This is a genomic window from Williamsia sp. SKLECPSW1 (assembly GCF_054332755.1).
The window spans coordinates 80,761-104,606 of record NZ_JBTGLI010000002.1; the positions used below are offsets into that span (position 1 = coordinate 80,761).

At 70.4% G+C, this 23,846-nt stretch carries 16 protein-coding genes; 11 read left to right on the forward strand and 5 right to left on the reverse strand.

Features of this window, described 5'->3' with window-relative positions:
• Window positions 1-10: 10 nt before the first annotated feature.
• From ACXVUM_RS16270 to ACXVUM_RS16280, 3 genes are all read right to left on the reverse strand, one after another.
• On the reverse strand, window positions 11-1,492 hold the full coding sequence (locus ACXVUM_RS16270; protein ID WP_458522973.1) for an NAD(P)/FAD-dependent oxidoreductase: 1,482 nt from the start codon (window positions 1,490-1,492) through the stop codon (window positions 11-13).
• Window positions 1,493-1,653: 161 nt separating this feature from the next.
• Entirely contained in the window at window positions 1,654-2,250 is a 597-nt protein-coding gene (locus tag ACXVUM_RS16275; RefSeq protein WP_458523533.1) for a GNAT family N-acetyltransferase, read from the reverse strand.
• A 145-nt stretch (window positions 2,251-2,395) separates the two neighbouring features.
• Entirely contained in the window at window positions 2,396-3,739 is a 1,344-nt protein-coding gene (locus ACXVUM_RS16280; RefSeq protein ID WP_458522974.1) for a TIGR01777 family oxidoreductase, read from the reverse strand.
• 175 nt (window positions 3,740-3,914) lie between these two features.
• Between ACXVUM_RS16280 and ACXVUM_RS16285 the strand changes: the two genes are divergently transcribed.
• From ACXVUM_RS16285 to recD, 7 genes are all read left to right on the forward strand, one after another.
• Window positions 3,915-5,210 (forward strand): NAD(P)/FAD-dependent oxidoreductase, encoded by a 1,296-nt coding sequence (locus tag ACXVUM_RS16285; protein ID WP_458522975.1) that lies wholly within the window; start codon window positions 3,915-3,917, stop codon window positions 5,208-5,210.
• Window positions 5,207-5,974 carry a DUF1365 domain-containing protein gene (locus ACXVUM_RS16290; protein ID WP_458522976.1) on the forward strand — a complete coding sequence of 256 codons (768 nt, stop codon included), beginning with the start codon at window positions 5,207-5,209 and terminating at the stop codon, window positions 5,972-5,974. Before ACXVUM_RS16285 ends, ACXVUM_RS16290 begins: the two co-directional genes overlap by 4 nt.
• Window positions 5,971-7,215 carry a class I SAM-dependent methyltransferase gene (locus tag ACXVUM_RS16295; protein ID WP_458522977.1) on the forward strand — a complete coding sequence of 415 codons (1,245 nt, stop codon included), beginning with the start codon at window positions 5,971-5,973 and terminating at the stop codon, window positions 7,213-7,215. Before ACXVUM_RS16290 ends, ACXVUM_RS16295 begins: the two co-directional genes overlap by 4 nt.
• Before the next feature lie 113 nt (window positions 7,216-7,328).
• Window positions 7,329-7,793 carry an acyl-CoA thioesterase gene (locus tag ACXVUM_RS16300; protein WP_458522978.1) on the forward strand — a complete coding sequence of 155 codons (465 nt, stop codon included), beginning with the start codon at window positions 7,329-7,331 and terminating at the stop codon, window positions 7,791-7,793.
• Between the two features lie 3 nt (window positions 7,794-7,796).
• Window positions 7,797-11,105, forward strand: a complete 3,309-nt coding sequence (gene recC, locus ACXVUM_RS16305; protein ID WP_458522979.1) for an exodeoxyribonuclease V subunit gamma — start codon at window positions 7,797-7,799, stop codon at window positions 11,103-11,105.
• On the forward strand, window positions 11,102-14,458 hold the full coding sequence (locus ACXVUM_RS16310; RefSeq protein ID WP_458522980.1) for a UvrD-helicase domain-containing protein: 3,357 nt from the start codon (window positions 11,102-11,104) through the stop codon (window positions 14,456-14,458). Before recC ends, ACXVUM_RS16310 begins: the two co-directional genes overlap by 4 nt.
• Complete coding sequence (recD, locus tag ACXVUM_RS16315) at window positions 14,455-16,278, forward strand: exodeoxyribonuclease V subunit alpha (protein ID WP_458522981.1); 1,824 nt, start codon at window positions 14,455-14,457, stop codon at window positions 16,276-16,278. The genes ACXVUM_RS16310 and recD overlap by 4 nt, the downstream gene beginning before the upstream one ends.
• On the opposite strand, the gene ACXVUM_RS16320 is transcribed toward recD, so the two are convergent.
• Window positions 16,275-17,033 (reverse strand): PIG-L family deacetylase, encoded by a 759-nt coding sequence (locus ACXVUM_RS16320; RefSeq protein WP_458522982.1) that lies wholly within the window; start codon window positions 17,031-17,033, stop codon window positions 16,275-16,277. The two genes, recD and ACXVUM_RS16320, sit on opposite strands and share 4 nt — an antisense overlap.
• A gap of 109 nt (window positions 17,034-17,142) precedes the next feature.
• A complete protein-coding gene (locus ACXVUM_RS16325) occupies window positions 17,143-18,528 on the reverse strand; it encodes a glutamate decarboxylase (protein WP_458522983.1) in 1,386 nt (461 codons plus the stop codon).
• A gap of 167 nt (window positions 18,529-18,695) precedes the next feature.
• Here ACXVUM_RS16325 and htpG point away from each other — a divergent pair, with 167 nt between their 5' ends.
• The 4 genes from htpG (at window position 18,696) to ACXVUM_RS16345 (ending at window position 23,813) form a co-directional block, all read left to right on the forward strand.
• Window positions 18,696-20,705, forward strand: a complete 2,010-nt coding sequence (htpG, locus tag ACXVUM_RS16330) for a molecular chaperone HtpG (protein WP_458522984.1) — start codon at window positions 18,696-18,698, stop codon at window positions 20,703-20,705.
• A gap of 70 nt (window positions 20,706-20,775) precedes the next feature.
• Window positions 20,776-22,053, forward strand: a complete 1,278-nt coding sequence (locus tag ACXVUM_RS16335; protein ID WP_458523534.1) for an ammonium transporter — start codon at window positions 20,776-20,778, stop codon at window positions 22,051-22,053.
• A 320-nt stretch (window positions 22,054-22,373) separates the two neighbouring features.
• The gene (locus ACXVUM_RS16340) at window positions 22,374-23,090 is read left to right on the forward strand and encodes an MspA family porin (RefSeq protein ID WP_458522985.1); all 717 of its coding nucleotides are present in this window, start codon (window positions 22,374-22,376) and stop codon (window positions 23,088-23,090) included.
• A gap of 42 nt (window positions 23,091-23,132) precedes the next feature.
• A complete protein-coding gene (locus ACXVUM_RS16345; protein WP_458522986.1) occupies window positions 23,133-23,813 on the forward strand; it encodes an MspA family porin in 681 nt (226 codons plus the stop codon).
• The last annotated feature ends 33 nt before the right edge of the window (window positions 23,814-23,846 follow it).

A 23,846-nucleotide genomic window follows, 5' to 3' on the forward strand; every position in this document is an offset into this window, starting at 1 on the left:
CGGCCCGGGCCTACCCGGTCGCCCTGGCGGTGTCCTTGGCGTCGGCCTCGGTGGTGGAGTCCGCGGCGGGTGTCGTCGGCTCGGGATCGGGCTCGGCGATCGCCGGGATGGGCGGCTCGTCGTCGAGCTTGTTCTCCGACTCCAGATGCTGCAGGTGGTCCATCGCGGTGCGCGCGTACACCTGCTGCTCGGTGACGGTGAGCTGTGACCGACCCCAGGTGCTGAACGCCACGGCCCAGTCGATGATCGTGCTCAGGCGGCTGCGGAACCCGACGATGTACACCAGGTGCAGGGCCAGCCACCCGACCCACGCGAAGAAGCCCTCGGTCTCGAATCGCCTCTCCGTGAACGGGATCGGGACGCTCATCACGGCGCTGAACCGCGACACCGTGGCCATCGAGCCCTTGTCCTTGTACTTGAACGGGGTGCGTTCCTCGGGCGTCTGGCCCTTGAGGCCGGCCACGATGGCGTCAGCGGCGTAGCGGCCACCCTGGATCGCTCCCTGCGCCATGCCCGGGACGTCGTCCACCGACATCATGTCGCCGACGACGAACACCTCGGGGTGGCCGGGGACCGACAGGTCGGGGTTCACCTTGACCCGTCCGGCACGGTCGAGCTCGACCTCGCTCTGCTCGGCGAGCTGCTTGCCCAACGGGCTGGCGGCCACACCGGCCGACCACACCTTGCACTGCGACTCGATGCGACGGGTGGTGCCGTCCTTCTCCTTGACGGTCAGGCCGTCGTAGTCGAGGTCGACGACCATCGCGTTGAGCTGGATCTCGACCCCCAGCTTCTCGAGGCGGCGCGCCGCCTTGGTGCCGAGGTTCTCACCCATCGGGGGCAGGACGCTGGGCGCCGCGTCCAGCAGGATCACCCGCGCCTGCGTCGGGTCGATGTTGCGGAACGTGTCCTTGAGCGTCTTGTCGGACATCTCGGCGATCTGACCCGCCAACTCGACACCGGTCGGTCCGGCCCCGACGACGACGAAGGTCAGCAGACGCGCACGTTCCTCGGGGTCGTCGGAGAGTTCCGCCTGCTCGAACGCACCGAGGATCCGACCGCGCAGCTCGAGTGCGTCGTCGATGGTCTTCATGCCGGGGGCGAACTCGGCGAAGTGGTCGTTGCCGAAGTACGACTGAGCGGCGCCCGCGGCGATGATCAGGCTGTCGTACGGGGTCTCGGTCATGCGGGTGAGCAGCCGCGACGTGACCACCTTGCGCTCGATGTCGATCTTCTCGACGTCGCCGAGCAGGACGGTCGCGTTCTTCTGTCGCCGCAGCACCTGACGGGTGGCCGGCGCGATCTCACCCTCGCTGACGATGCCCGTCGCGACCTGGTACAGCATCGGCTGGAACAGATGATGAGTGGTGCGGGCGATCAGCGTGACCTCGACGTCTGCCTTGCGCAGGCGCTGCGCACCGAACAGGCCGCCGAACCCCGACCCGATGATCACCACGCGATGCGGACGCCGTTCCTCGGTGGACGCGTTCATGCCTGCTCCTCTGTGACTGGTCGCTGGTGGCTTCCGGGCGGTTCGGTGGTGCCGTGACGGGGGTGGTGCCACGGCGTCGATGCCGTCCGCTCTCGCCCCAACGGTAGTCAATCGACGCGCTGCCCACGCGGCCGAGGGCAGACCGGACCCGACGGATCTCCTCAGGCCGTCAGATGCGCGTGGCGGGCTCGGCGGCGCGCCCAGGGCAACTCCCCGGATTCCCAGTGTTCGCGGAGGATCTCGTACTCGACCTCACCGCGCTCGTAACCGTCGACCGCGGGGTCGTCGGCCTGGTGCACGGCGACCAGGCGCATGCCCGTCTTCTCCATCACCCGTCGTGACGCCGCGTTGACCGCCATCGTCCCTGCGAACACGCGGTCCGTGGGGGCGGTCTCGAACGCGTGGCGCAGCAGCGCCCGTGACCCGTCGGTGCCGTATCCCAGACCCCACGCCGTACGACGCAGCCGATAGGCGAGTTCGAGCTCGGGCGCGGCGCTGTGCCGTGGTGCGCGGAGCGCGAACCACCCGACGAACCGGAGTCCGCCGAGGTCGTGCGCCGTCCACATCCCTGCACCGGTGCCCCCGGCCATCGCTGCGACGGCCCGAGGTACGACCCAGTCGGCGATCGTCTCGACCGGGGTGGGCGCGCCGCCGGAGACGTACCGCATCACCGCCGGATCGCTGTCGAGGTCGACCAGGTCCGCCACGTCGGCCGCGGTCACGGGCCGCAGGGACAGATGCGGGGTGTCGATGTCGATGAGGCACCTCCCGCAGCGGCGCGGGCGCTGACCGTTCGCCCGACGAGTGCACCCATCCTAGGGCCGCGCTGCGTCGACGACGTGTGTCTCCGCACGTCGTGTCGCGCGGTCGGGTGACGTACGGCCGGGTGGAGCGAGCGAAGGGTCAGCGGCCGAGCTGGTGGCGCAACACCTGCTCGAGATCGGGCATGCGGAACGTGTGGCCCAGTTCGCGCAGTCGAGAGGGGACCACCCGCTGGTCGGCCAGCGCGAGCGACCGGGCGCCGGCACTGGTCAACAGGAGTTCGGGCGCGACCGCGGGAACGGGCAGCACCGTCGGGCGGTGCAGCACGTGCCCGAGTGTCGCGGTGTACTCGCTGTTGCGGACCGGTCGGGGCGCGACCGCGTTCAGCGGACCGTCGACCCGCCGGTCGAGGGCGGCGCGGAAGAAGACGTCGCAGACGTCGTCGACACCGATCCACGCGAGCCACTGACGTCCGCTCCCGATGCGTCCGCCGAGTCCGGCGGTGAACAGCGGGCGCAGCAGGGCCAGCATCCCGCCGGACGCGGACTGCACCACGCCGGTGCGGATGACGGGCACCCGGAGCCCGGCCGCGCGGGCGGGTTCGGTGGCGGCCTCCCAGTCACGCACGATCTCGGCGACGACGCCGGTCCCGGGCGGAGCGTCCTCGTCGAGTTCCTCGTCGCCCCGGATGTCGCCGTACCAGCCGATGGCCGAGCCGGACACGAACACCGACGGACCGCGCCCCTCGGTGTGGGCAGCGGCCGCGACCTCGGCCAGCAGCCGCGTCGGCCCGACGCGGCTGTCACGGACCGCTGCGACGTGCGATTCGGTGAACCGGCCCGCGATCGACGCGCCGGCGAGGTGCACGACCACGTCGAGGCCGTCGAGCAGGTCGGCGTCCGGCGCGTCGGGATCCCAGCGCCGCTCGTCGGGACCGGACGGTTCGCGACGCACGAGCGACACCACGCGGTGTCCACCCGTCGTCATCAGCGCCGACAGGCTCCGACCGATGGTCCCGGAGGTTCCGGTCATGCCGATCGCCAGCGGCGCGGGGGCGAGTTCTCGTGCCCATGCCTGCGTCACCATGTCGTCGGCGAGCTGTCGGTGGCGGTAGTCGAACATCGGGGCCAGTGCGAAGCCCGGCACCCGGGTGTCGACATGGTCGATGATGCGGGTGTGCGTCTCGTCGACCGCCTCGAACCGGTGCGTGTGCGTCCAGGGCGTGATGAGGCTCAGCGGCAGGTTGCTGAGGCGGTCGACGAACTGATGCGGCGGGCGGTACCCGGACGGTTGGTGAGCGGCGACCCACCGCAGCCCGCCCGGCAGCGCGAGGATCGCGCGACCGTCCCGGATCGAACTCGCCTCCGACCTCAACCCGATGGGCGAGCCGGGTGGGGTGAGTCGCCGGAACGCGCCCGGTCGCTCGTGCCATGCGAAGACCTCGTCGACGGCGCCCCGGACGACCGACGTGCGGTGGATGCTCACCGAACCCACACTAGGCGGGGGCCGTGGCACACCCCGGACGTGAAGACCGTCACCCCATCCGCATGCCCCGACACTCCGAACAAGGGGGTGAGGGCACGCGTGCCGATAATGGACGTGGCCGCACCGCCGCATCGGCGATCCGGCACTCGATCGAGACGACGGTGAGGAGGCGATGATGGCCGACATCCAGCGCCCGGGCGGGACGAGTGTCGCGGTGGTCGGCTCGGGGGTCTCCGGACTCACCGCCGCCCACATCCTCGGCCGCTCCCATCGCGTGACGCTGTTCGAGGCCGACGACCGCCTCGGCGGTCATGCGCACACCCACCGCGTACCCGGACCCGACGGCGACATGGCCGTCGACACGGGATTCATCGTCCACAACGAGCACACCTATCCGCTGCTGCGTCGGTTGTTCGACGAACTCGGCGTGGCCACACAGCCGACCGAGATGAGCATGAGCATCCGCGACGCGTCCGGGGGTTTCGAGTACGCCGGCGGTCGCGGTGCCGGCGGGATCCTCGCCCAGCCCTGGCGTCTCGCCGATCCCCGATTCCTCGGCATGCTCGTCCAGGTCAAGCAGTTCCACCGCGCGGCCGCCCGTTTCCTCGACGACAGCGACGACGAGGACCTCACCACCTTCGGGGAGTTCCTCGCCGGACATCGCTTCGGGGAGTTCTTCCGACGTCACTACGCGGTCCCGCTGGTCTCGTGTGTCTGGTCGTCGGGCAGCGCGACCGCCATGGACTACCCGGCCCGCTACCTGTTCGCGTTCCTGCGCAACCACGGGATGCTGTCGGTGACCGGGTCGCCCCAGTGGTACACGGTCACCGGCGGGTCCGGCGAGTACGTGCACAGGATCGCCGCCGGTCTCGAGGACGTGCGGGTCTCGTGCCCGGTCACGCGCATCAGCCGCACCGATCCCGAGGCGCAGGGCGGTGTCCTGATCACCGACGGCCTCGGCGGGCGGCACCGGTTCGACTCCGTGGTCGTCGCGGTCCACCCGGACCAGGCCCTGTCGATGCTGGCGGACCCGACACCGGACGAGAAGGCCGTGCTGTCGGCATTCCACTACTCGCCGAACGAGGCGGTGCTGCACACCGATTCGTCTCTGCTGCCCCGCACGCCGCGGGCGCGGGCGTCGTGGAACTATCTGGTCCCCGACGACGTCGACGCCTCCGACGACCCCCCTGTCGTCACCTACTGGATGAACCGACTGCAATCCCTGCCCGGCGACACCGACTACCTGGTGACCCTGAACGCGACCGAGCGCATCGACCCGGAGCGCGTGATCGCCGTGATGGACTACGCACACCCGGTGTACACGCCGGCCGCCGTGGCCGCACAGACCAGGCTGCCGCAGATCGCCACGGACACAACGGTGTACGCCGGCGCCTATCACGGTTGGGGCTTCCATGAGGACGGCTGCCGGTCCGGGGTCGCGGCCGCGCGGCGGCTCGGTGGGCACTGGTGACCGCGTATCCCACCCTTCCCGACCTGCCGGCTCTGGTCGTCGGAGAGGTCGCACACGAGCGTCGCAGCCCGATCGCACACCGGTTCGCCCACCGCGCGTACCAGTGGCTGATCGATCTCGACGACCCGCCGCGGCCACCGACCGCGCTGCGCCCGTTCGCCCGTTTCCGTTCCGCCGACCACCTCGGCCGTGACGACGGCGGCGGACCGGCGAGTATCCGTGCGAACGTCGAGCGCTACCTCGCCGCCCAGGGGGTCGATCTGCCCGCCGGGTCCCGGATCGTGATGCTCGCCAACGCCCGCGTGCTCGGCTATGTCTTCGACCCGCTCTCGGTGTTCTGGTGCATCGACCCCGACGGGTCGCTGCGGTGCCTCGTCGCGGAGGTGCACAACACCTACGGCGAGCGGACGGCCTACCTCCTGCACCCCGACGACCACGGTGTCGCGCAGACCGAGAAGACCTTCTACGTCTCGCCCTTCAACGACGTCTCCGGCTCGTACCGGATGCGCTTCGAACTCGATCGCGGCACCGTCGCGGTCTCCATCCGACTCGACCGCGACGGCCACGCGCCGTTCCACGCGTCCTTCACGGGAACGCCCCGACGAGCCACGACGTCGCAGATCCTGCGCGCCGTGGTCACCATGCCCGTCATGCCGCAGCGCGCCCGCACCCTCATCACGGTGCACGGGGTGTGGCTGTGGCTCCGCCGACTGCCGGTCGTGGCCCGACCGGTGCACACACCACCCCAGGAGGTCCAGAGATGACCGGACTCGCAGACCCGTTCGCCGTCCGACGTCCGTTCCTCGCCGGGACCTGGGTCAAGGTGCCCATCGCCCGGTGGCTGATGGACTACGCGATCGGCAAGGCGCCCGTACTGGTCCGTTTCCCCGACGGCACGGTCCGTGGTGCGGGAGGACCCGACAGTCAGGCGCTGGAGATCGTGCGGCCCAAGGCCTTCTACGATCGGATCAGCCACAACCCGAAGATCGGTCTCGGGGAGGCCTACATGGCCGGTGACTGGCGGGCGGCCCCGGGCAGTGATCTCGGCGCGGCGCTCACGCCGTTCGCCGAGCGGATGACATCCCTGGTGCCCGAGCCGATCTGGAAGCTGCGGGCCGTCGTCGACAAGCGGATCCCGGCCACCACGCAGAACTCGCTCGAGGGATCGCGCCGGAACATCGGGGCGCACTACGACCTGAGCAACGAGATGTTCGCCTCGTTCCTCGACCCCACGATGTCCTACAGCTCGGCGAAGTTCGACGAGGCGCAGCCGTTCGCCGACCAGGATCTCGAGGCGGCGCAGTTGCGCAAGATCGACGCCGTGCTCGACATGGCGTCCGTCGGTGAGGGCACGCGCATGCTCGAGATCGGCACGGGCTGGGGTGCACTCGCCATCCGCGCCGCGCAGCGGGGTGCACACGTCACCACGGTCACGCTGTCGACCGAACAACTCGACCTCGCGCGCAAACGCATCGCCGACGCCGGTCTCACCGAACGGATCGACATCCGGCTGCAGGACTACCGCGACGTCCGCGGTGAGTTCGACGCGATCGTCAGCGTCGAGATGATCGAGGCCGTCGGCGAGGAGTACTGGCCCACCTACTTCGCGGCCATCGACTCGCTGCTCGCTCCCGACGGGCAGGTGGCCATCCAGGCCATCCTCATGGACCACAACCGGATGCGGGCGACGCGCCGTTCGTTCGGGTGGATCCAGAAGTACATCTTCCCCGGCGGGTTGATCCCGTCGCTGCAGGCGATCGACGACACCATCGCCGCCCACACCGGACTGGTCCGCACCGACCGCAGTGACCTCGGCCAGCACTACGCCGAGACCCTGCGGCGCTGGCGCCACCGCTTCATCGCGTCGTGGGAGGCCGCGGGCACGGCGCACAGCGGCTTCGACGAGACCTTCCGTCGGATGTGGGAGTACTACCTCGCCTACTGCGAGGCCGGGTTCGCCTCGGGCTACCTCCAGGTCAGCCAGTTGCAGTTCACCCGCCGCTGACCCCGACTGGGCCGGGACCCACCCGTCGGGTGGTCGCGGCACGCCGGGCGGCCAGGTCCGGCACGGTCGACGGCAGGGGCGGGGGTGTCGGCGACCGTCGATAGGGTGTCGACATGCCCAGCGACGTCGCGACCGTGTCCCTGCAGCTGCGCTGGGGCGACATGGACGGCAACAACCACGTGAACAACGTGATGATCACGCGGCTCTTCGAGGAGTCGCGTGTGCGCGCCTCGCGGACACTCCTGGCGAGCGATCCGGGCGGGCGCGACGGCCGCGATCTCCTCGAGGGCGGGCTCGTGGTGGTGCGGCAGGAGGTCGAATACCTCGCGACCATGCCGTACACCGAGGACGACGTCACCTGCTCGGTGTGGCTCAGTCGGGTCGGACGTTCCTCGTTCGACTTCTCCGCGCGACTGACCGGCGTCGACGGCACCGCGTATGCGCAGGCCGAGACGACACTGGTCCGCGTCGACGACTCCGGCCGCCCGGCGCCGCTGCCGGCGGCCGTGGTCTCCGCGATGACCGGTCGCGTCCGCGAACCCCTCGCACTGCGCAGCCGATCGAGCGCCCGAGCCTGACCCGTGCTGACGCTGCACCGATCGCCACGGACCGACGTCCTCGCCGATACGCTCGGGACGATCCTGCTGCAGCCCCCGGCCGACCCGTTCGCGGCCGAGATCGTCGCGGTACCGGCGAAAGGCGTCGAGCGGTGGCTGGCGCAGCGCCTCGCGCTGCGCCTCGGGGCCGCCCCCGACGCCGGGGACGGGGTGGCGGCCAACATCGACTTCCGCTCGGCGTCGGACCTGGTCGAGGGGATCCTCGCCGCCGTCCGCGGCCACCGCATGCCCGACGACCCGTGGGCGACGGGACGGGTGCGGTGGCACCTCGTGGACGTGCTCGACGACTGTGTGTCACTCCCCGGATGTGGCGTGCTGGCGCGACATCTCGGTGTCGCGGACGGGCAGACCGACGCCCACCGGGCGGGTCGACGCTGGACGACCGCAGACCATCTCGCGCGTCTGTTCCGGTCGTACGCGGCGTCCCGGCCGGCGATGTTGGCCGCCTGGACCCGCGGCGACGATCACGACGGGATCGTCGACGCCGACGGGGCGACACGGCCGATCGACGACGACCTGCGGTGGCAGCCCGTGGTGTGGCGTGCGCTGCGCGACCGCGTCGGCGTCCCGTCTCCCGCCGAGATGATCGAGGAGCTGTGCGGTCGTGTCCGTGACGCCCCGACCGTCCTCGACCTCCCCGAGCGGCTGTCGCTGTTCGGCCCCACACGGCTGACCACCCAGCAACTGTCGGTGCTGTCGGCGGTCGCCGCGCATCGCGACGTCCATGTGTTCCTCCCGCACCCCTCCGATCACCTGTGGCGATCGGAGCCTGCCGGGGCGACGGTCCGGCGGAGATCCCTGCGTCGTGCCGTCTCACCACATCCGTTGGTGGCGAGCCTGTCCCGTGAGGTCCGCGAGACGCGCCACCGACTCGGCGACGTGGTCGACGTCGATGTGCACCATCCGCTGGAGCAGGCCCGACCGACCACCCTGCTCGGCCGCCTGCAGGCGGGTGTCGAGGCCGACGAGGCGCCGCGGGCGGGGTCGGCGACCGCCGACGGCACGGTGACCGTCCACGCCTGTCACGGCCCGGCGCGACAGGTGGAGGTGGCCCGGGACGTCATCGTGCGGATGTTCGCCGAGGACCCCACCCTCACCCCGCGCGACGTCATCGTGATGTGCCCCGACATCGACCAGTTCGCCCCGCTGGTCGCCGCCTCGTTCGGTCAGGACGCCACGACCCACCCCGCGCACCAGCTCCGTGTCCGCCTGGCCGATCGCGGACTCACCGCCACGAACGCCGTCCTGGACACGGTGGTCTCCGTCGTGGCGCTGGCAGGTGCGCGCATCACGGCCGGGGACATCGCGGATCTGGCTGCGCGCGAGCCGGTCTCGCGGCGTTTCGCCTTCGACGACGACGCCCTCGAGCGTATCGACGACTGGCTCGAGCGCAGCGGCGTGCGGTGGGGGCTGGGTGCATCGCAGCGCACGGCGTTCGGGTTGGAGGGTTTCCCGCAGAACACCGTGGAGACCGGCATCGACCGGCTCGCGCTCGGCGTCGCCGCCGACGAGATGGACGGGTGGATCGACCGTGCGCTGCCGCTGTCGGACATCGAGAGCACCGATGTCGACCTGGTCGGTCGGTTCATCGATTTCGTCGACCACCTCGACCGATGCGTCGACGCCCTCTCCGGTGTCCACACCGCCCGGGAGTGGCGCGATGCCCTGACCCGCGTCGTCACCGACCTCACGGCGAGCGACCCCACACAGGCCTGGCAGACCGCCCGCGCGATCGCCGAGATCGACGCCGCCTTCGAGCACGGCGACACCCTCACCCTGCGCAGGGCCGACGTCACCGCACTGCTCGACGAGATGGTCGCAGCCCGGCCCACCCGCGCCAACTTCCGCACCGGTGAGCTGACGGTGTGTTCCCTGGTGCCCATGCGATCGGTCCCGCACCGGGCCGTCGTCCTCCTCGGCCTCGACGACGACACCTACCCCCGGGCGACCCGCGCCGACGGCGACGACGTCCTGGGGCGCGACCCCGTCGTGGGGGAGCGCGATCCGCGCGCCGAGGACCGGCAGTTGTTGATGGACACGATCATGTCCGCCACCGACCGACTCGCCATCTGCTTCACCGGCACCGACCCCGTGTCCGGACTGCGTCGGCCCCCGTCGGTGCCGGTCAGCGAGGTGGTCGACACCCTGGTGACGCTGGTGGGGGCCGATGGCCCCGACGGGGTGGTCCAGCGCCACCCCCTGCACGCCTTCGACCCCGCGGCGTTCGCCGTCGACGACGAGGTCGAGGCCGACCCCGCGGCGCCCCGACCGTTCTCCTACGACACCGTCGCGCTCGCCGGAGCCCGTGCGCTGACGACGCCGCCGGTGGGGACGCTCGGTTTCGACCGCACCCCCATCCCGCTCCCGGCCGATGTCCGGGACGCCGACGTCGACCTCACCGATCTCGTCGCGTTCCTCGAACACCCCGCACGCGGGTTCCTGCGGCAGCGACTGCACACCGGTGTGCCCGAGGCCGACGACGTCCTGCCCGACGCCATGTCCGCCGACCTCGACTCACTGGACCGGTGGGGGATCGGCGACCGCATCCTGTCCCGCCGTCTCGACGGCGTGGACCCCGCGACACTGCGCAACATCGAGATCCGTCGAGGGATGTTGCCGCCCTTCGCCTTCGGCAGACGTGCCCTCGACGACATCGTCGATCTCGTCGACCGCATCGTCGCGGCGGCGGGCCCCGAGGCGCAGACCCCCCGTGTCACCGTCGACGTCGACGTGGCCCTTCCCGACGGCCGTCGGCTCACCGGCACGGTCGACTCCCTGCGGAAGGGCGAGGGCGGCCTGCGCGCCGTCACCGCGTCGTTCTCGCGGTTGTCGGCCAAGCGGCGGATCGCGGCGTGGGTCACGCTGGTCGCGGTGGCGGCATCCGTCCCCGAAGTCATCGGCGCACGCACGGTCGGACGCGGACGCGGCAGCCGGATCGGTGTCGCCGACCTGTCGGTGCCCGAGGACCCCGTCGCGCTCCTGAGTGACCTGGTCGCCTTGCGTGACCGCGGACTGCAGGAGCCGCTGCCCGCTCCGGTCGCGGCGACCGCCGTCTACGCCGAGCGTCGCGGGTCCGGCGCCGACCACGGCGAGGCGATGCAGGCCGCCCGCGCCGAGTACGACAGCCGGTTCGGTGAACACACCGACCGGTTCGAGCAGTACGTCTTCCCGCGCGGCTTCGACGACATCGCCGCCGCGGATGCGGACCTGCGCGACATCGCAGCCCGCATCTGGCAGCCGCTGACGGCCCACGAGACGACGACGGTCCGATGAGCAGACGCGCACCACACGAGAGCGGTCTGCCCTTCACCCTCACCGATCCGCTCCCCACCGGGACGACGGTGCTCGAGGCATCCGCCGGGACCGGCAAGACCCACGCCATCGTGGCCCTCGCCGCCCGCTACATCGCCGAGGGCGTGCCGGTGGAGTCGCTGCTGCTGGTCACGTTCAGTCGCATGGCCACCGCGGAGTTGCGGGAGCGCACACGCGAGCGGCTGCGGTCCCTCGCAGTCGGTCTCGCCGACCCCGATGGCTCCGACGACGACCTGGTCGCCGTCGTGGCCGCTGTCGACGCCGCCGAACTCCGACGCCGACGGGAGCGGATCGCCGGGGCCCTCTCCGACTTCGACGCCGCGACGGTGAGCACCACCCACACCTTCTGTTCCCGCATGCTCGACGCACTCGGCATCGCCGGCGACCGGGAGGAGGGGCTGACCCTCGTGGAGGAGGTCGACGACCTCGTCGACGAGGTCGTCGGCGACGTGTACCTCAAGTGGTTCGCGACCACACCGCCGCCGTTCTCGTCGGAGACCGCCCGTCTCATCGGCCGGGCGGGTGTCCGTCAGTCCGCGGCGCGCATCCTCCCCGACGACGCGGATGCGGACTCACCGGAGGCGCTGCGGGCGCGGTTCGTCGCCGTCGTGCGACGAGAGGTGCTGCGCCGCAAACGGATGAGCCGTGTCCGGGACTACGACGAGCTGCAGTCACTGCTGCGCGACGTGGTGTGCGATCCCGTGCACGGTGAGGCGGCCCGCGCCCGGATCCGACGACACTTCCGCGCCGTCCTGGTCGACGAGTTCCAGGACACCGACCCCGTCCAGTGGGAGATACTGCGACGCTGCTTCCACGGGCATGTCGCGCTCACCCTCGTCGGCGACCCGAAGCAGTCGATCTACAAGTTCCGTGGCGCCGAGGTCCTGGCCTACCTCGAGGCGTCGCGCGTCGCCGACGAGAACCGCCGGTTGACCACGAACTGGCGCACCGACGCCGACCTCGTCGCCGCGCTGCACCACCTCTACGGCGGCGCCGAACTGGGCCACCGCGAGATCGTCGTGCGCGGCGTCGACGCCCGACACGAGACGTCGCGGATCGACGGCGTGGCGCCGTTGCGACTGAAGCTGCTGCGCCGCACCGGACATGGGCCGATGAGTTCGTCGTCGGGGCTGCCGTCGCTGGACGCGCTGCGATCGGCCGTGGTCCGCGACGTCGCCGACGACATCGCCGCGCTGCTCGCCGATCCGCCGATGCTGTCCACCCCGGAGGGTGACCGGCCGGTGCGCCCGTCCGACATCGCGGTCCTGGTGCGGACACGCAAGGTGATCGAACCGCTGCAGGCAGCGCTGCGCACGCACGGCGTCGCGTCGGTCGTGGGCGCAGGGGTGAGCGTGTTCACCACGGACGCCGCCCGCGACTGGTTCCACCTCATCCGTGCGCTCGAACAGCCGACGCGCGCCGATCGTGTCGCGCTGGCCGCCCTGACCCCGCTCCTCGGGTGGTCGCCCGCGGAGGTCGCCGCGTCCGACGGCCCACCCCCCGAGGCGACCGATCTCGTCGTCGACCTCGCCGAGACGGTGGAGCGCTCCGGCTTCGCGGCGATGGTCGAGCGACTCACCCTGCGTCGCGATCTCTACGGGCGTGTGTTGGCGACCCATGACGGCGAGCGTGCGATGACCGACCACCTCCATCTCGCCTCGCTCTGCCACCGACACATGGTGACCGAGCGCGCCGGGTTGGCCGGCCTGTCGCGGTGGTTCTCCGAACGTCTGGAGGACCCCGGTGTCGGGGACCAGGCGGAGCAGAGTCGCCGGCTCGACCGCGATGCGCACGCGGTGACGATCATGACCGTGCACGGCAGCAAGGGCCTGGAGTTCCCGATCGTCCATGTGCCGTTCGGCTGGGACTCGGCGAAGGTCCCCAAGCCGCAGACACTGGAGTTCCACGACGACGAGAACCGTCGCGTCCTCGACGTCGGCGGACCCGATGCGCCGGGATACGCCCGCCGTCAGACCGAGGCCGACGCGGAGGACTTCGGTGAGGAGCTGCGCCTGTTCTACGTCGCGGTCACCCGGGCCCGGTCGGCCGTCACACTGTGGTGGGCGCCGGGATCCTCTGCGAGGCGATCACCCCTGCACCGTCTGCTGTTCGCGCGCCCCGGCGACCGCGCGTCCGGTGCCGACCCGGGCCCGTCGGCCCCCATCCCCGCCGACGCCGAGGTCATCGATGCGCTGAGCGCCTGGGCCGCGCGTGCGGGGGTCCCGATCACCGTGTCGCACGCCGGTTCCGGCGACGGGCCGGTCGTCGCCGAGGTCCCCGCGGGCGCGGCGTCGGTGACACTGCGTGCCGCCCGCCTCGACCGGACCATCGACGTGGGATGGCGTCGGACCTCGTACACCGCGCTGGTGGCCGACGCTCACGATGCCGTCCACACCGCCGAGCCGGGTGTCGCCACCGAGCCGGATCCCCTCACGGTCGCCGACGAGCCGGCCGAGGACGCATCGGACCCCGACGGTCTGTCACCGGCCGAGACCGGCTCTGCGCCCGACGATCTCGCACTGCCCTCGCCGATGAACGGACTGCCCTACGGGGCCGCGTTCGGGACGTTGGTCCACGCGGTGCTCGAGTCGGTCGACGTCGATGCCGCCGACCTGCGTGCCGAGGTGCACAGGGTCACCGTCCCCGCGATCGCCGCATCCGGACTCGACGCCGACCTCGACCGGCTCGTCGACGCGTTGACCGCGGTGATGCTTACACCTCTCCATCTCGCCGAGGCGGATCCCCCCGGGATCCGACTCGCCGACATCCCGATGCGTCGGCGTCTCGCCGAGGTGGAGTTCGAGTTCCCCCTCAGCGCGGGCGACGGGGCGATCGAGGCGATCGCCGATCTGATGGATCACCATCTGCCGCACGACGACCCGATGCGCGACTACGCACCGGTGCTCCGGGAGATCGGCGATCCCGAGCTCCGCGGGTTCCTCACCGGCAGCATCGACGGGGTCCTCGGCGTACCCGTCGGCTCCGAGCTGCGGTTCCTGGTCGTCGACTACAAGACCAACCGGATGGGCCCGGGTGAGGCGTCCGCGCTCGACTACGACGCCGACGCGATGACCGCAGAGATGATCCGGTCGCACTACCCGCTGCAGGCGATGCTCTACGCGGTCGCGCTGTACCGCTACCTGCGGTGGCGCCTGTCCGACGCGAACGCCCAGGACCGGCTCGGGCCGATCCTCTACCTGTTCGTGCGGGGGATGGCCGGTCCGCAGACGCCGGCGGGCATCGGCGTGGTGCGGTGGGATCTCCCGGGGCGGCTCGTGGTGGCGCTGTCGGACCTGCTCGGTGGCCGATCGTGACCGCCCCGCGCACACCCGCGGTCGACGGTGCGGCGGAGCTCGTCACGACGTTCCACGACGCCGGGATCCTCGGTGTCGCCGACCTGCAGGTCGCCCACCGCATCGTCGATCTCGCCGGCGGCGTGGACGAGCCGCTCGAACTGGTCGTCGCCCTGACCGTCCGAGCGCTGCGCGCGGGATCGGTGTGTGTGGACCTCGCCCGACTGCCTGACATCCCACCCGACCGCGACGCCCCGGAGGGCCTCGATGTCGCCGCCCTGGCCTGGCCCGATCCGGCCCGCACGGTCGACGCGCTCCGGTCGTCGCCGTTGGTGTCGCCGGAGGCCGGTGTGTTGGCGCCACTGCGTCTGGTGCGCACCGCCGAGGGGGAGGTCCTGGTCTATCTCGACAAGTACTTCCGACAGGAGTCCCGTGTTCGCGAGGTGCTCGCCGAGCGCGCCGTCGACCCCCCGACGATCGACGAGGACGAGGTCGACACCCGTCTGCGTCAGCTGTTCCCCGAGACCTCCGACGACGGTGACACCCCCGACCTGCAGGCACTCGCCGCCCGCGCGGCGGCCACACACCGGACGACGGTCCTCGCCGGGGGACCGGGCACCGGCAAGACGCACACCGTCGCCCGGATCGTCGCCCTCCTCGAAGAACTCGAGGGCCCCGGCCTGCGGGTGGGTCTGGCCGCCCCGACCGGCCGCGCGGCGGCAGCACTGCAGGCAGCGGTGAACAGCCAGTCCGACCTGACGCTCCCACCGGTGCGCGCGGTCACGATCAACCGGCTGCTCGGCCCGCTGCCCGGTGGCCGGCGGTTCCGTCACACCGCGTCACATCGCCTGCCCTACGACGTGGTGATCGTCGACGAGGCGTCGATGGTGTCGCTGACGATGATGTTCCACCTGCTCGACGCGCTGCGACCGGCGACGCGTCTCGTGCTCGTCGGTGACCCCGACCAGCTGGCCTCCGTCGATGCCGGGGCCGTCCTCGCCGATCTCGTGCACAGCGTCGCCGCGGACGCCGTCGCCTCGAACGGCGCGCTCGCACCGACGGGGCAGTCGGGTGCGGTGGTGTCGCTGCGCCGTCGACGTCGGTTCGGCGGCGAGATCGGTCGACTGGCCGATGCGGTGCGCGCCGGCGCGGTCGACGACGTCGTCGAGTCCGTCACCGCCGCACCGACGACGGGCGGCGCGGCGGCCGTACGGCTCGTCGACGTCGACGCGACACACGACGTGCTCACCGCGACCACCCGATGGGTCCACGACATGACCGTCGCGGCCGAGGCAGGAGACGCGGCGGCCGCCCTGTCCGCGTTGGACGGTCATCGTGTGCTCTGCGCCCACCGCCGCGGTCCGGCGGGCGTGGCCCACTGGTCGGCGACGGTCACCCGTGCGGCCGGCGTCGACGACTTCCCCGCGCGGCCGTGGTTCCCCGGTCGGCCCATCCTGCTCACCGAGACCGACAGGCGCGCCGGTCTGTACAACGGGGACACCGGCGTGGTGGTGCGCCTCGACGGCGAGATGTACGTGGCGTTCCCCGGGGTCGACCCCGGCTCGCCGCCGCGCCTGGTCCGGCCCCGGACACTGCGGGGGACGGTGTCGGCCTACGCGACGACGATCCACCGCAGCCAGGGCAGCCAGTACGGCGCGGTGACCGTGATCATCCCGCCCGGACGTTCGGCGCTGCTGACGCGTGAGCTCCTCTACACCGCGATCACGCGCGCCACGGATCGGGTGACGCTCGTCGGTACCGCCGAGGACCTGCAGGCCGGGGTCCGGCGGAAGGTGCTGCGCGCGAGCGGGTTGCGCACGACACTGACGCCGGTCGACTAGTCCGGGAGCAGGGCACACCCACCGGGGACGATGTCGCGCCGCAGGTAGTACTCCGTCCGCAGGAGCCGGAATCGTGTCGCGTCGTCGAGGGCGAGGAGTGCCTTGAGGGCTGTGCTGCGGTCCAGCTCGGTGGTGTGTTCCATGATCGCCGCCCACTTGCGGTCGACCCAGTCCGCGACGTCGACGGCCAGGTCGATGTCGTCGTCGGGCGTCCCGGCCGGCGGGGCGTCGGGGTCGGCGTCGCCGACACGGAGTCGGATGGCGGCCATGATCGACGTGGGAACCGTGGTGAGGAAGGCGGCCCGCACCTGCCACGGGGGTCCGGCGTCGGGGTAGATGGCCGCGGTGGCGGCCGCCTCGACGGCGGCCAGGGTGATCCGGGTGGTGTGGATGTGATCGGGGTGGCCGTAGATCCCGAACCCGTCGTAGGTGACGACCACGTCGGGTCGGGCCGCGCGGATGTGCGCGGTCACGCGCGCGACCTCGTCGTCGAAGTCGGCGTCGCACAGACGCGGAGCGCCGGGGGCGGAGTCGGGGAAACCGCCGTCGGCGTAGCCGAGCGCACTCGCGTGCGGGGCACCCAGCGTCGTCAGCGCCCGCTGGAGCTCGGCGTGGCGTCTGGTGCCCTCGGCCCAGGTGCAGGTGATCACCGAGAGTGCGACCCCGGCGTCGGCCAGGCGCGCGATGGTCCCGCCGGTCCACAACGACTCGTCGTCGGGGTGGGCGTGGACGAACATCACTGACCCTGGGAGCACGGTCCTCCTCACAGAAGGGCACGACACGGCGCCGTCGGCGGGCGGTCGCCCACCAGAGTAGGGGGATCGTCCCGCCGACGACCTGCCGCGCCCGCCCGGCCCGGGCCGGTCAGTGCGCGAAGTGCTTGCGCTGGGGCAGATGTCCGGTCGTGTGCGCCTGATGCAGCCCGTCGACGACGGTCCGCAGGTTGTCGGCGAGATGGCGTGCCATGTCCCCGGAGAAACCCTCCCGCACGACGATCCGCAGCACGGCGACGTCGGTCGCGTCGTCGGGCATCGTGTACGCGGGGACCTGCCACCCGAAGGACGACAGCGCACGGGACACGTCGAACACGGTGAAGCCGACGTCCGGCGCGGTGGTGAATGTCAGCACCGGGATACCGCTCCCGTCCGTGACGACCTCGAAGACGTCCATCTCACCGATCTGGCGGGCCAGCCACTGCGCGGTGTCCGCGAGCGCCTCCATGATCTGCCGGTATCCCTCACGGCCGAGGCGGAGGAAGTTGTAGTACTGGCCGACCACCTGGTTGCCCGGGCGGGAGAAGTTCAGCGTGAACGTCGGCATGTCGCCGCCGAGGTAGTTGACGTGGAAGACGAGATCCTCGGGCAGGTCGTCGTGGGTACGCCACACGGCGAAGCCGATGCCCGGGTAGGTCAGTCCGTACTTGTGGCCGCTGGCGTTGATGGAGACGACCCGGGGCAGCCGGAAATCCCAGACCAGATCGGGGTCCAGGAACGGCACGACGAACCCGCCGCTGGCCGCGTCCACGTGCACCGGGACGTCCGGCCCGCCGGACGAGGCCAGCTCGTCGAGGGCGGCGACCACGTCGGCGACCGGTTCGAGTTCCCCGGTGTAGGTGGTGCCCAGGATCGCGACGACGCCGATCGTGTTCTCGTCGACGGCAGCGGTGACCTGCTCCGGGGTGATCACGTAGCGGCCACGTTCGACCGGGAGGTACTTCGGCTCCACGTCGAAGTAGCGGCAGAACTTCTCCCACACCACCTGCACGTTCGACCCCAGGACCAGGTTCGGGGTGCCCGTACCCCGACCTGATGCGCGCCACCGCCACTTCATCGCCAGGCCCGCGAGCATGACGGCCTCGCTCGACCCGATCGTCGTGACGCCGGTGGCACTCGACGGGTCGGCCGGGTCGAGGTCGGGAGCGTTGAACAGGGCGGCGACCATCGACACGCAGCGGGACTCGATCGCCGAGGTCGCGGGGTACTCGTCCTTGTCGATCATGTTCTTGTCGAAGGTCTCGGCCATCAACTTCTCGGCCTGCGGGTCCATCCACGTCGTCACGAAGGTCGCGAGGTTCATCCGCGAGGCGCCGTCGAACATCATCTCGTCGTGGATGAAGCGGTACGCCGCGTCGGGGTCCATCGAGTTCTCCGGCATCCGCAGGGCCGGGATGCGGTCCTGGGAGAGGCGTCCGGTGTAGGCCGGGGCGAGGTGGGTGTCGCTGTCATGACGGGATCCAGACGTCTCGGTCACTGCGGTCCTCCGTGTCGGTCGGGTGTACGAGGTCCCCACGCGGTTGCGTGGGGACTGTTCGACACCGGCATACACGATCGAGGGCCCTGCGCGGGGGCGGTCCCGGCGAGGTCGGACCCATCGGTAAAATTCCTGCGCCGGACCGGATGTCCGGACGCACGGTATCGATGGCGCCGGCACCGCCGGCCGAGGTGACACAGGAGACCGCAGTCGTGAACGCCCCCGTCGAAGAACGCGAGTTCCAGGCCGAGACCCGCCAGCTGCTCGACCTCATGGTGCACTCGGTGTACTCGAACAAGGACAGCTTCCTCCGCGAACTGATCTCGAACGCCTCCGACGCCCTGGACAAGCTCCGGCTGGCCTCGTTCCAGGACAAGGACCTCGAGGTCGACGTCTCGGACCTGCACATCACCGTCGACCGTGACGTCGAGAACCGTCGTCTCACCATCCGGGACAACGGCATCGGCATGTCCCGCGAGGACGTCGTCGGACTGATCGGGACCCTGGCGCGGTCGGGCACCGCCGAGCTGCGGGCCAAGCTCACCGAGGCGAAGGACGCGGCGGCGTCGGCCGACCTCATCGGCCAGTTCGGCATCGGCTTCTACTCGACGTTCATGGTCGCCGACGCCGTCACCCTCGTCACCCGCAAGGCCGGCGAGTCCGAGGGCACGCGGTGGCGCTCGTCGGGCGAGGGCACGTACACGATCGAGACCGTCGAGGACGCCCCGCAGGGCACGTCGGTCATCCTCGACCTCAAGCCGGTCGACACCGACGACCACCTCTACGACTACGTCTCCGAGTCGAAGATCCGCGAACTCGTCAAGCGCTACTCCGACTTCATCGCCTGGCCGATCCGGATGGACGTCGAGCGGACCGAGAAGGTCGAACCGGCAGAGGGCGACGAGGACGCGGAGCCGACGGAGAAGACCGTCGTCGAGACGCAGACCCTCAACTCGATGAAGGCGGTGTGGGCGCGACCGAAGGACGAGGTCGACGCCGAGGAGTACACCCAGTTCTACCGGCACGTCAGCCACGCATGGGACGAGCCGCTGGAGACCATCGCGCTGCGTGCCGAGGGCACCTTCGAGTACCAGGCGCTGTTGTTCATCCCGTCGCAGGCGCCGTTCGACCTGTTCATGCGCGAGCGCTCACACGGCATCCACCTGTACGTCAAGCGCGTGTTCATCATGGACGACTGCGAGGAGCTGATCCCCGAGTACCTGCGGTTCGTCAAGGGTGTCGTCGACGCGGCGGACCTGTCGCTGAACGTCTCCCGCGAGATCCTCCAGCAGGACCGGCAGATCCGCGCGATCCGTCGTCGCCTCACCAAGAAGGTGTTGTCGACGATCAAGGACATCCGCACCGAACGTCCCGACGACTACACGACGCTGTGGAACCAATTCGGTCGCGCGATCAAGGAGGGCCTGATCGCCGACGCGGACAACCGCGACGCGATCCTGGGCATCTCCGCCTTCGAGTCGACCCACGACCCGGAGAAGGCGACCTCACTCGACGACTACGTCGCACGGATGAAGCCGAATCAGACCGAGATCTACTACATCACCGGTGAATCGCGGTCGGCGATGGAGAACTCCCCGCACATGGAGGCGTTCCGCGCCCGCGGGATCGAGGTCTTGTTGCTCGGCGACCCCGTCGACGAGGTCTGGACGGGCAACGTCCCCGACTTCGACGGCAAGCCGCTGCGGTCGATCGCCAAGGGTGAGGTCGATCTCGACGACGACGAGGGCAAGACCCAGGAGGAGAAGGACGCCGCCGAGAAGGAGCGTGCCGAGCGCGAGGAGCAGTTCGCCGACCTGACGACGTGGCTGACCGAGACGCTCTCGGAGAACGTCTCGCAGACCCGGCTGTCGACACGTCTCACCGACTCGCCGGCCTGCCTCGTCGGGGACACGTTCAGCTTCTCGCCGCAGCTGGAGAAGCTGTACCGGGCGTCGGGACAGTTCCTGCCGCCGTCGAAGCGGATTCTCGAACTCAACCCGGACCACGCGCTGGTCACAGCTCTGCGTGAGGCTCGCGCCGAGAAGAAGGACGACGAGTCGCTCGCCGACACCGCCCGGCTGCTGTACGGGATGGCGGTGATCGCCGAAGGGGGTGAACTCGACGACCCGGCACAGTTCGCCAAGCTGTTGGCCGCCCGGCTGACGGCGACGGTCTGAGCCGGGCCGGAGGACGACTGTGGGATACCCCCTGCTCGGGGCGCCGGATGCCGCCAACACCGCCTGGGTGATGACCAGCGCCGCACTGGTGCTCGTGATGACCCCTGCCCTGGCGTTCTTCTACGGCGGCATGGTCCGCGCCAAGTCGGTGCTCAACATGATGATGATGTGCCTGTCGGCCGTCGGCGTCGTGTGGGTGCTCTGGGTGGTGTTCGGGTACTCCATGACCTTCGGCGACGACCTCGGCGGGGTCATCGGTGACCCCGCCGAGTTCGCGGGCCTGCGAGGTCTGGTGTCGGGGACGTATCTCGCGACGAACGGTGCGACGGTGTCGATCCCGCTCGTGGGGACCATCCCCGCGGTCGTCTTCGTCATGTTTCAGGCCGGTTTCGCGATGGTGACCGTCGCCCTCATCGCCGGCGCCGTGGCCGATCGCATGAAGTACACCGCGTGGCTGGTGTTCGCCGCGCTGTGGGCCACATTCGTCTATTTCCCGGTGGCGCACTGGGTCTTCGCGGTCGACGGGCTCGCGTCCGCACATGGCGGCTGGATCGTGAACCACCTGAAGGCGATCGACTTCGCCGGCGGCACGGCGGTGGAGGTGAACTCGGGCGCGTCGGCGCTCGTGTTGGCGATCATCGTCGGTCGGCGACGCGGATGGCCGCGAGATCCGATGCGCCCGCACAACCTTCCTGCCGTCATGCTCGGCGCGGGCCTGCTGTGGCTCGGGTGGTTCGGGTTCAACGCCGGATCGGCCCTCGCCGCCGACGGAACCGCCGCGGTGGCACTCGTGAACACCCTCGGTGCCGGTGCCGTGTCCCTGCTCAGCTGGCTCGTCGTCGAGAAGATGCGTCACGGCAAGCCGACCTCGTTCGGCGCCGCGTCGGGTGTGGTCGCGGGACTCGTGGCGATCACACCCTCGTGCTCGTCGGTGACCCCCATCGGTGCCATCGCGATCGGCATCGTCGCCGGTGCGGTCAGTTCGCTGGCGATCGAGGTCAAATACCGCATGGGCTACGACGACTCACTCGACGTGGTGGGTGTGCACCTGGTCGCCGGCGTCGTCGGCACGGTGATGATCGGCCTGGTCGCGAGCGCGTCGGCGCCGGCGGGTGTCGACGGCCTCTTCTACGGCGGTGGCGTCGATCAGCTGTGGCGACAGATCGTCGCGGTGCTCGCCGTGGCGGCGTACGCGATGGTCGTCACGGCGATCATCGCGCTCGTTCTCAAGGCGACCATCGGGGTACGGGCTGATCCTCAGCACGAGCTCGACGGGATCGACGACGGAGAACATGCCGAGACGGCCTACGACATGCTCATGACCCGCGGCGGGCGGCGAGAGCTCTAGTACCCCGGCGGCCGGCTCGTGTCGCCGACTCGCTCGCGACCTCGTGGTGAACCGTCGATGTCCGATCGGTGCGCCCAAATAGTAAGCAGCGCTTAGCATTGCGGTTTGACCGTATTCGTGGCCGAGATCGGTGCTCGTTCACGGGAACCCGGCAGGCATGTCATCGGAACACCGGTCGTCGTTCACCGGATGTTCGCCTGCATCGATCACGATTCTGCCGATCGACACGGTGCGGCGAGCGACCTGGCCACGCTGTCGGTTCCGTTCATGTCACGAACTCCACGCCCTTCGGGCGGGCCGAGTATCCGAAAGAGGATCAGATGAGCAAGAACTCCACCGCGCTCCGGCGAGCTGCCTCGCTGGGGACGATGGCCGTGATCGGCGCGACCGCCGTCGGCCTCGTGTCGCAGGGCGCGGCGAACGCCGACACCTTCGTCAAGCTGCCGAACGGCGCACAACGCGACGGCGATCTCGTGATCACGCGGTCCAACGAGAAGGTGCAGATCTCCCCGTCCCTCGCGGCCAACGGTGTCGCCCGCAACGCGTGGGTGTCTGCCGATTTCACGGTGTACGCGCCGGGTATCAAGGCCAAGAAGGCCGGACCGAACCGTGGTCCGCAGTCCGAGAGCACGTCGACCTCGGGGACCCTCGGCACCAACAGCACCGAGACGAACGGTGCTGCCGCGACGATGTCGGTCGGCTACGTGATCGGTTGCCAGGTGAGCTTCACCGGCCTCACGATCAACTCGCCGCTGTCGCTCGGCCTCGGCGGCATCGGTTCCGCCGGCGCCACCAACACGCTGAGCCTGACCGGTGGTCTGACTCCCGCGCTCAGCCCGGGACAGGTCACGTTCTCACTCCTCAACTACAAGAACCTCGAGAAGCCGGGCACCTATTACGTGTCCTACGACCGTGCTCAGATCCAGGTCCCGAACTGCGCCGGGTACGCGCAGGCGCGGTCGTTCGCCGTACTCGAGACCACGGGAGACGACCACCAGAAGGTGACCCTGTACGGCAAGCCGTTCTCCCTCGGCTGATCCACCCCACCCACTCTTCATCGGAAACAAGGAAGATCTCACATGTCGCACACGGTTTCTCGCCGCGCACTCGGGATGGCCGGCTCGGCCGCCGCACTGACAGCGGCAGCCGCTCTGCTGGCGCAGGGTTCGGCGAACGCGGACGTCGTCCTCAGACTCCCCACCCAGAACCAGGTGACCACGCTCCCGGACGGGACGTCGGTCACCATCGCCCGTACGAGCGAATCCGCCATCATCGCCCCGTCGCTCGGCGCCACGCCGCTGCACCGTGCCGCGCAGGTCTCTGCGCAGTACCAGGTCACCACCAGCAAGAAGGCCAAGATCCGGATCCAGGCCGGCTACGTGGTCGGATGCCAGGTCAACATCGCGTCGTTCCCGAGCGTCGGTGGCTCCGTCAGCGAGGGCTTCACCGACAAGGCCGGGACGACCACCAGTGTCGGCAACGCCGCCGGATCCGTCGGCTCGATCACGCTCGCGCCGGGTCAGGCCACGTCCTACTTCATCAACCAGGTGGAGAAGGCCGACGACTTCGGCTCGCAGCAGTACACCAACAACGTGGACTACGAGGGCACGAAGGCGAAGCTGGGTTACGTCAACTCGCAGCTCCAGGTCACGGGCTGTGCGGGCTACGCCCAGGCCCGCTCGGTCGCAGTCGTGCGCGTTCGCACCTCGAACGTCGACAAGCAGGTCACCTTTTACGGCAAGCCGTTCAGCATCGGCTGAGTCAGGTGGACACGTCGCGGCACCCCCGGCCTG

Coding starts and splice junctions, on each gene's coding strand:
- ACXVUM_RS16270 (WP_458522973.1), bottom strand. CDS start 1,492: ATGAACGCGTCCACCGAGGAACGGCGTCCGCATCGCGTGGTGATCATC.
- ACXVUM_RS16285 (WP_458522975.1), top strand. CDS start 3,915: ATGGCCGACATCCAGCGCCCGGGCGGGACGAGTGTCGCGGTGGTCGGC.
- ACXVUM_RS16295 (WP_458522977.1), top strand. CDS start 5,971: ATGACCGGACTCGCAGACCCGTTCGCCGTCCGACGTCCGTTCCTCGCC.
- ACXVUM_RS16300 (WP_458522978.1), top strand. CDS start 7,329: ATGCCCAGCGACGTCGCGACCGTGTCCCTGCAGCTGCGCTGGGGCGAC.
- ACXVUM_RS16310 (WP_458522980.1), top strand. CDS start 11,102: ATGAGCAGACGCGCACCACACGAGAGCGGTCTGCCCTTCACCCTCACC.
- htpG (WP_458522984.1), top strand. CDS start 18,696: ATGGCGCCGGCACCGCCGGCCGAGGTGACACAGGAGACCGCAGTCGTG.
- ACXVUM_RS16335 (WP_458523534.1), top strand. CDS start 20,776: ATGACCAGCGCCGCACTGGTGCTCGTGATGACCCCTGCCCTGGCGTTC.
- ACXVUM_RS16340 (WP_458522985.1), top strand. CDS start 22,374: ATGAGCAAGAACTCCACCGCGCTCCGGCGAGCTGCCTCGCTGGGGACG.
- ACXVUM_RS16345 (WP_458522986.1), top strand. CDS start 23,133: ATGTCGCACACGGTTTCTCGCCGCGCACTCGGGATGGCCGGCTCGGCC.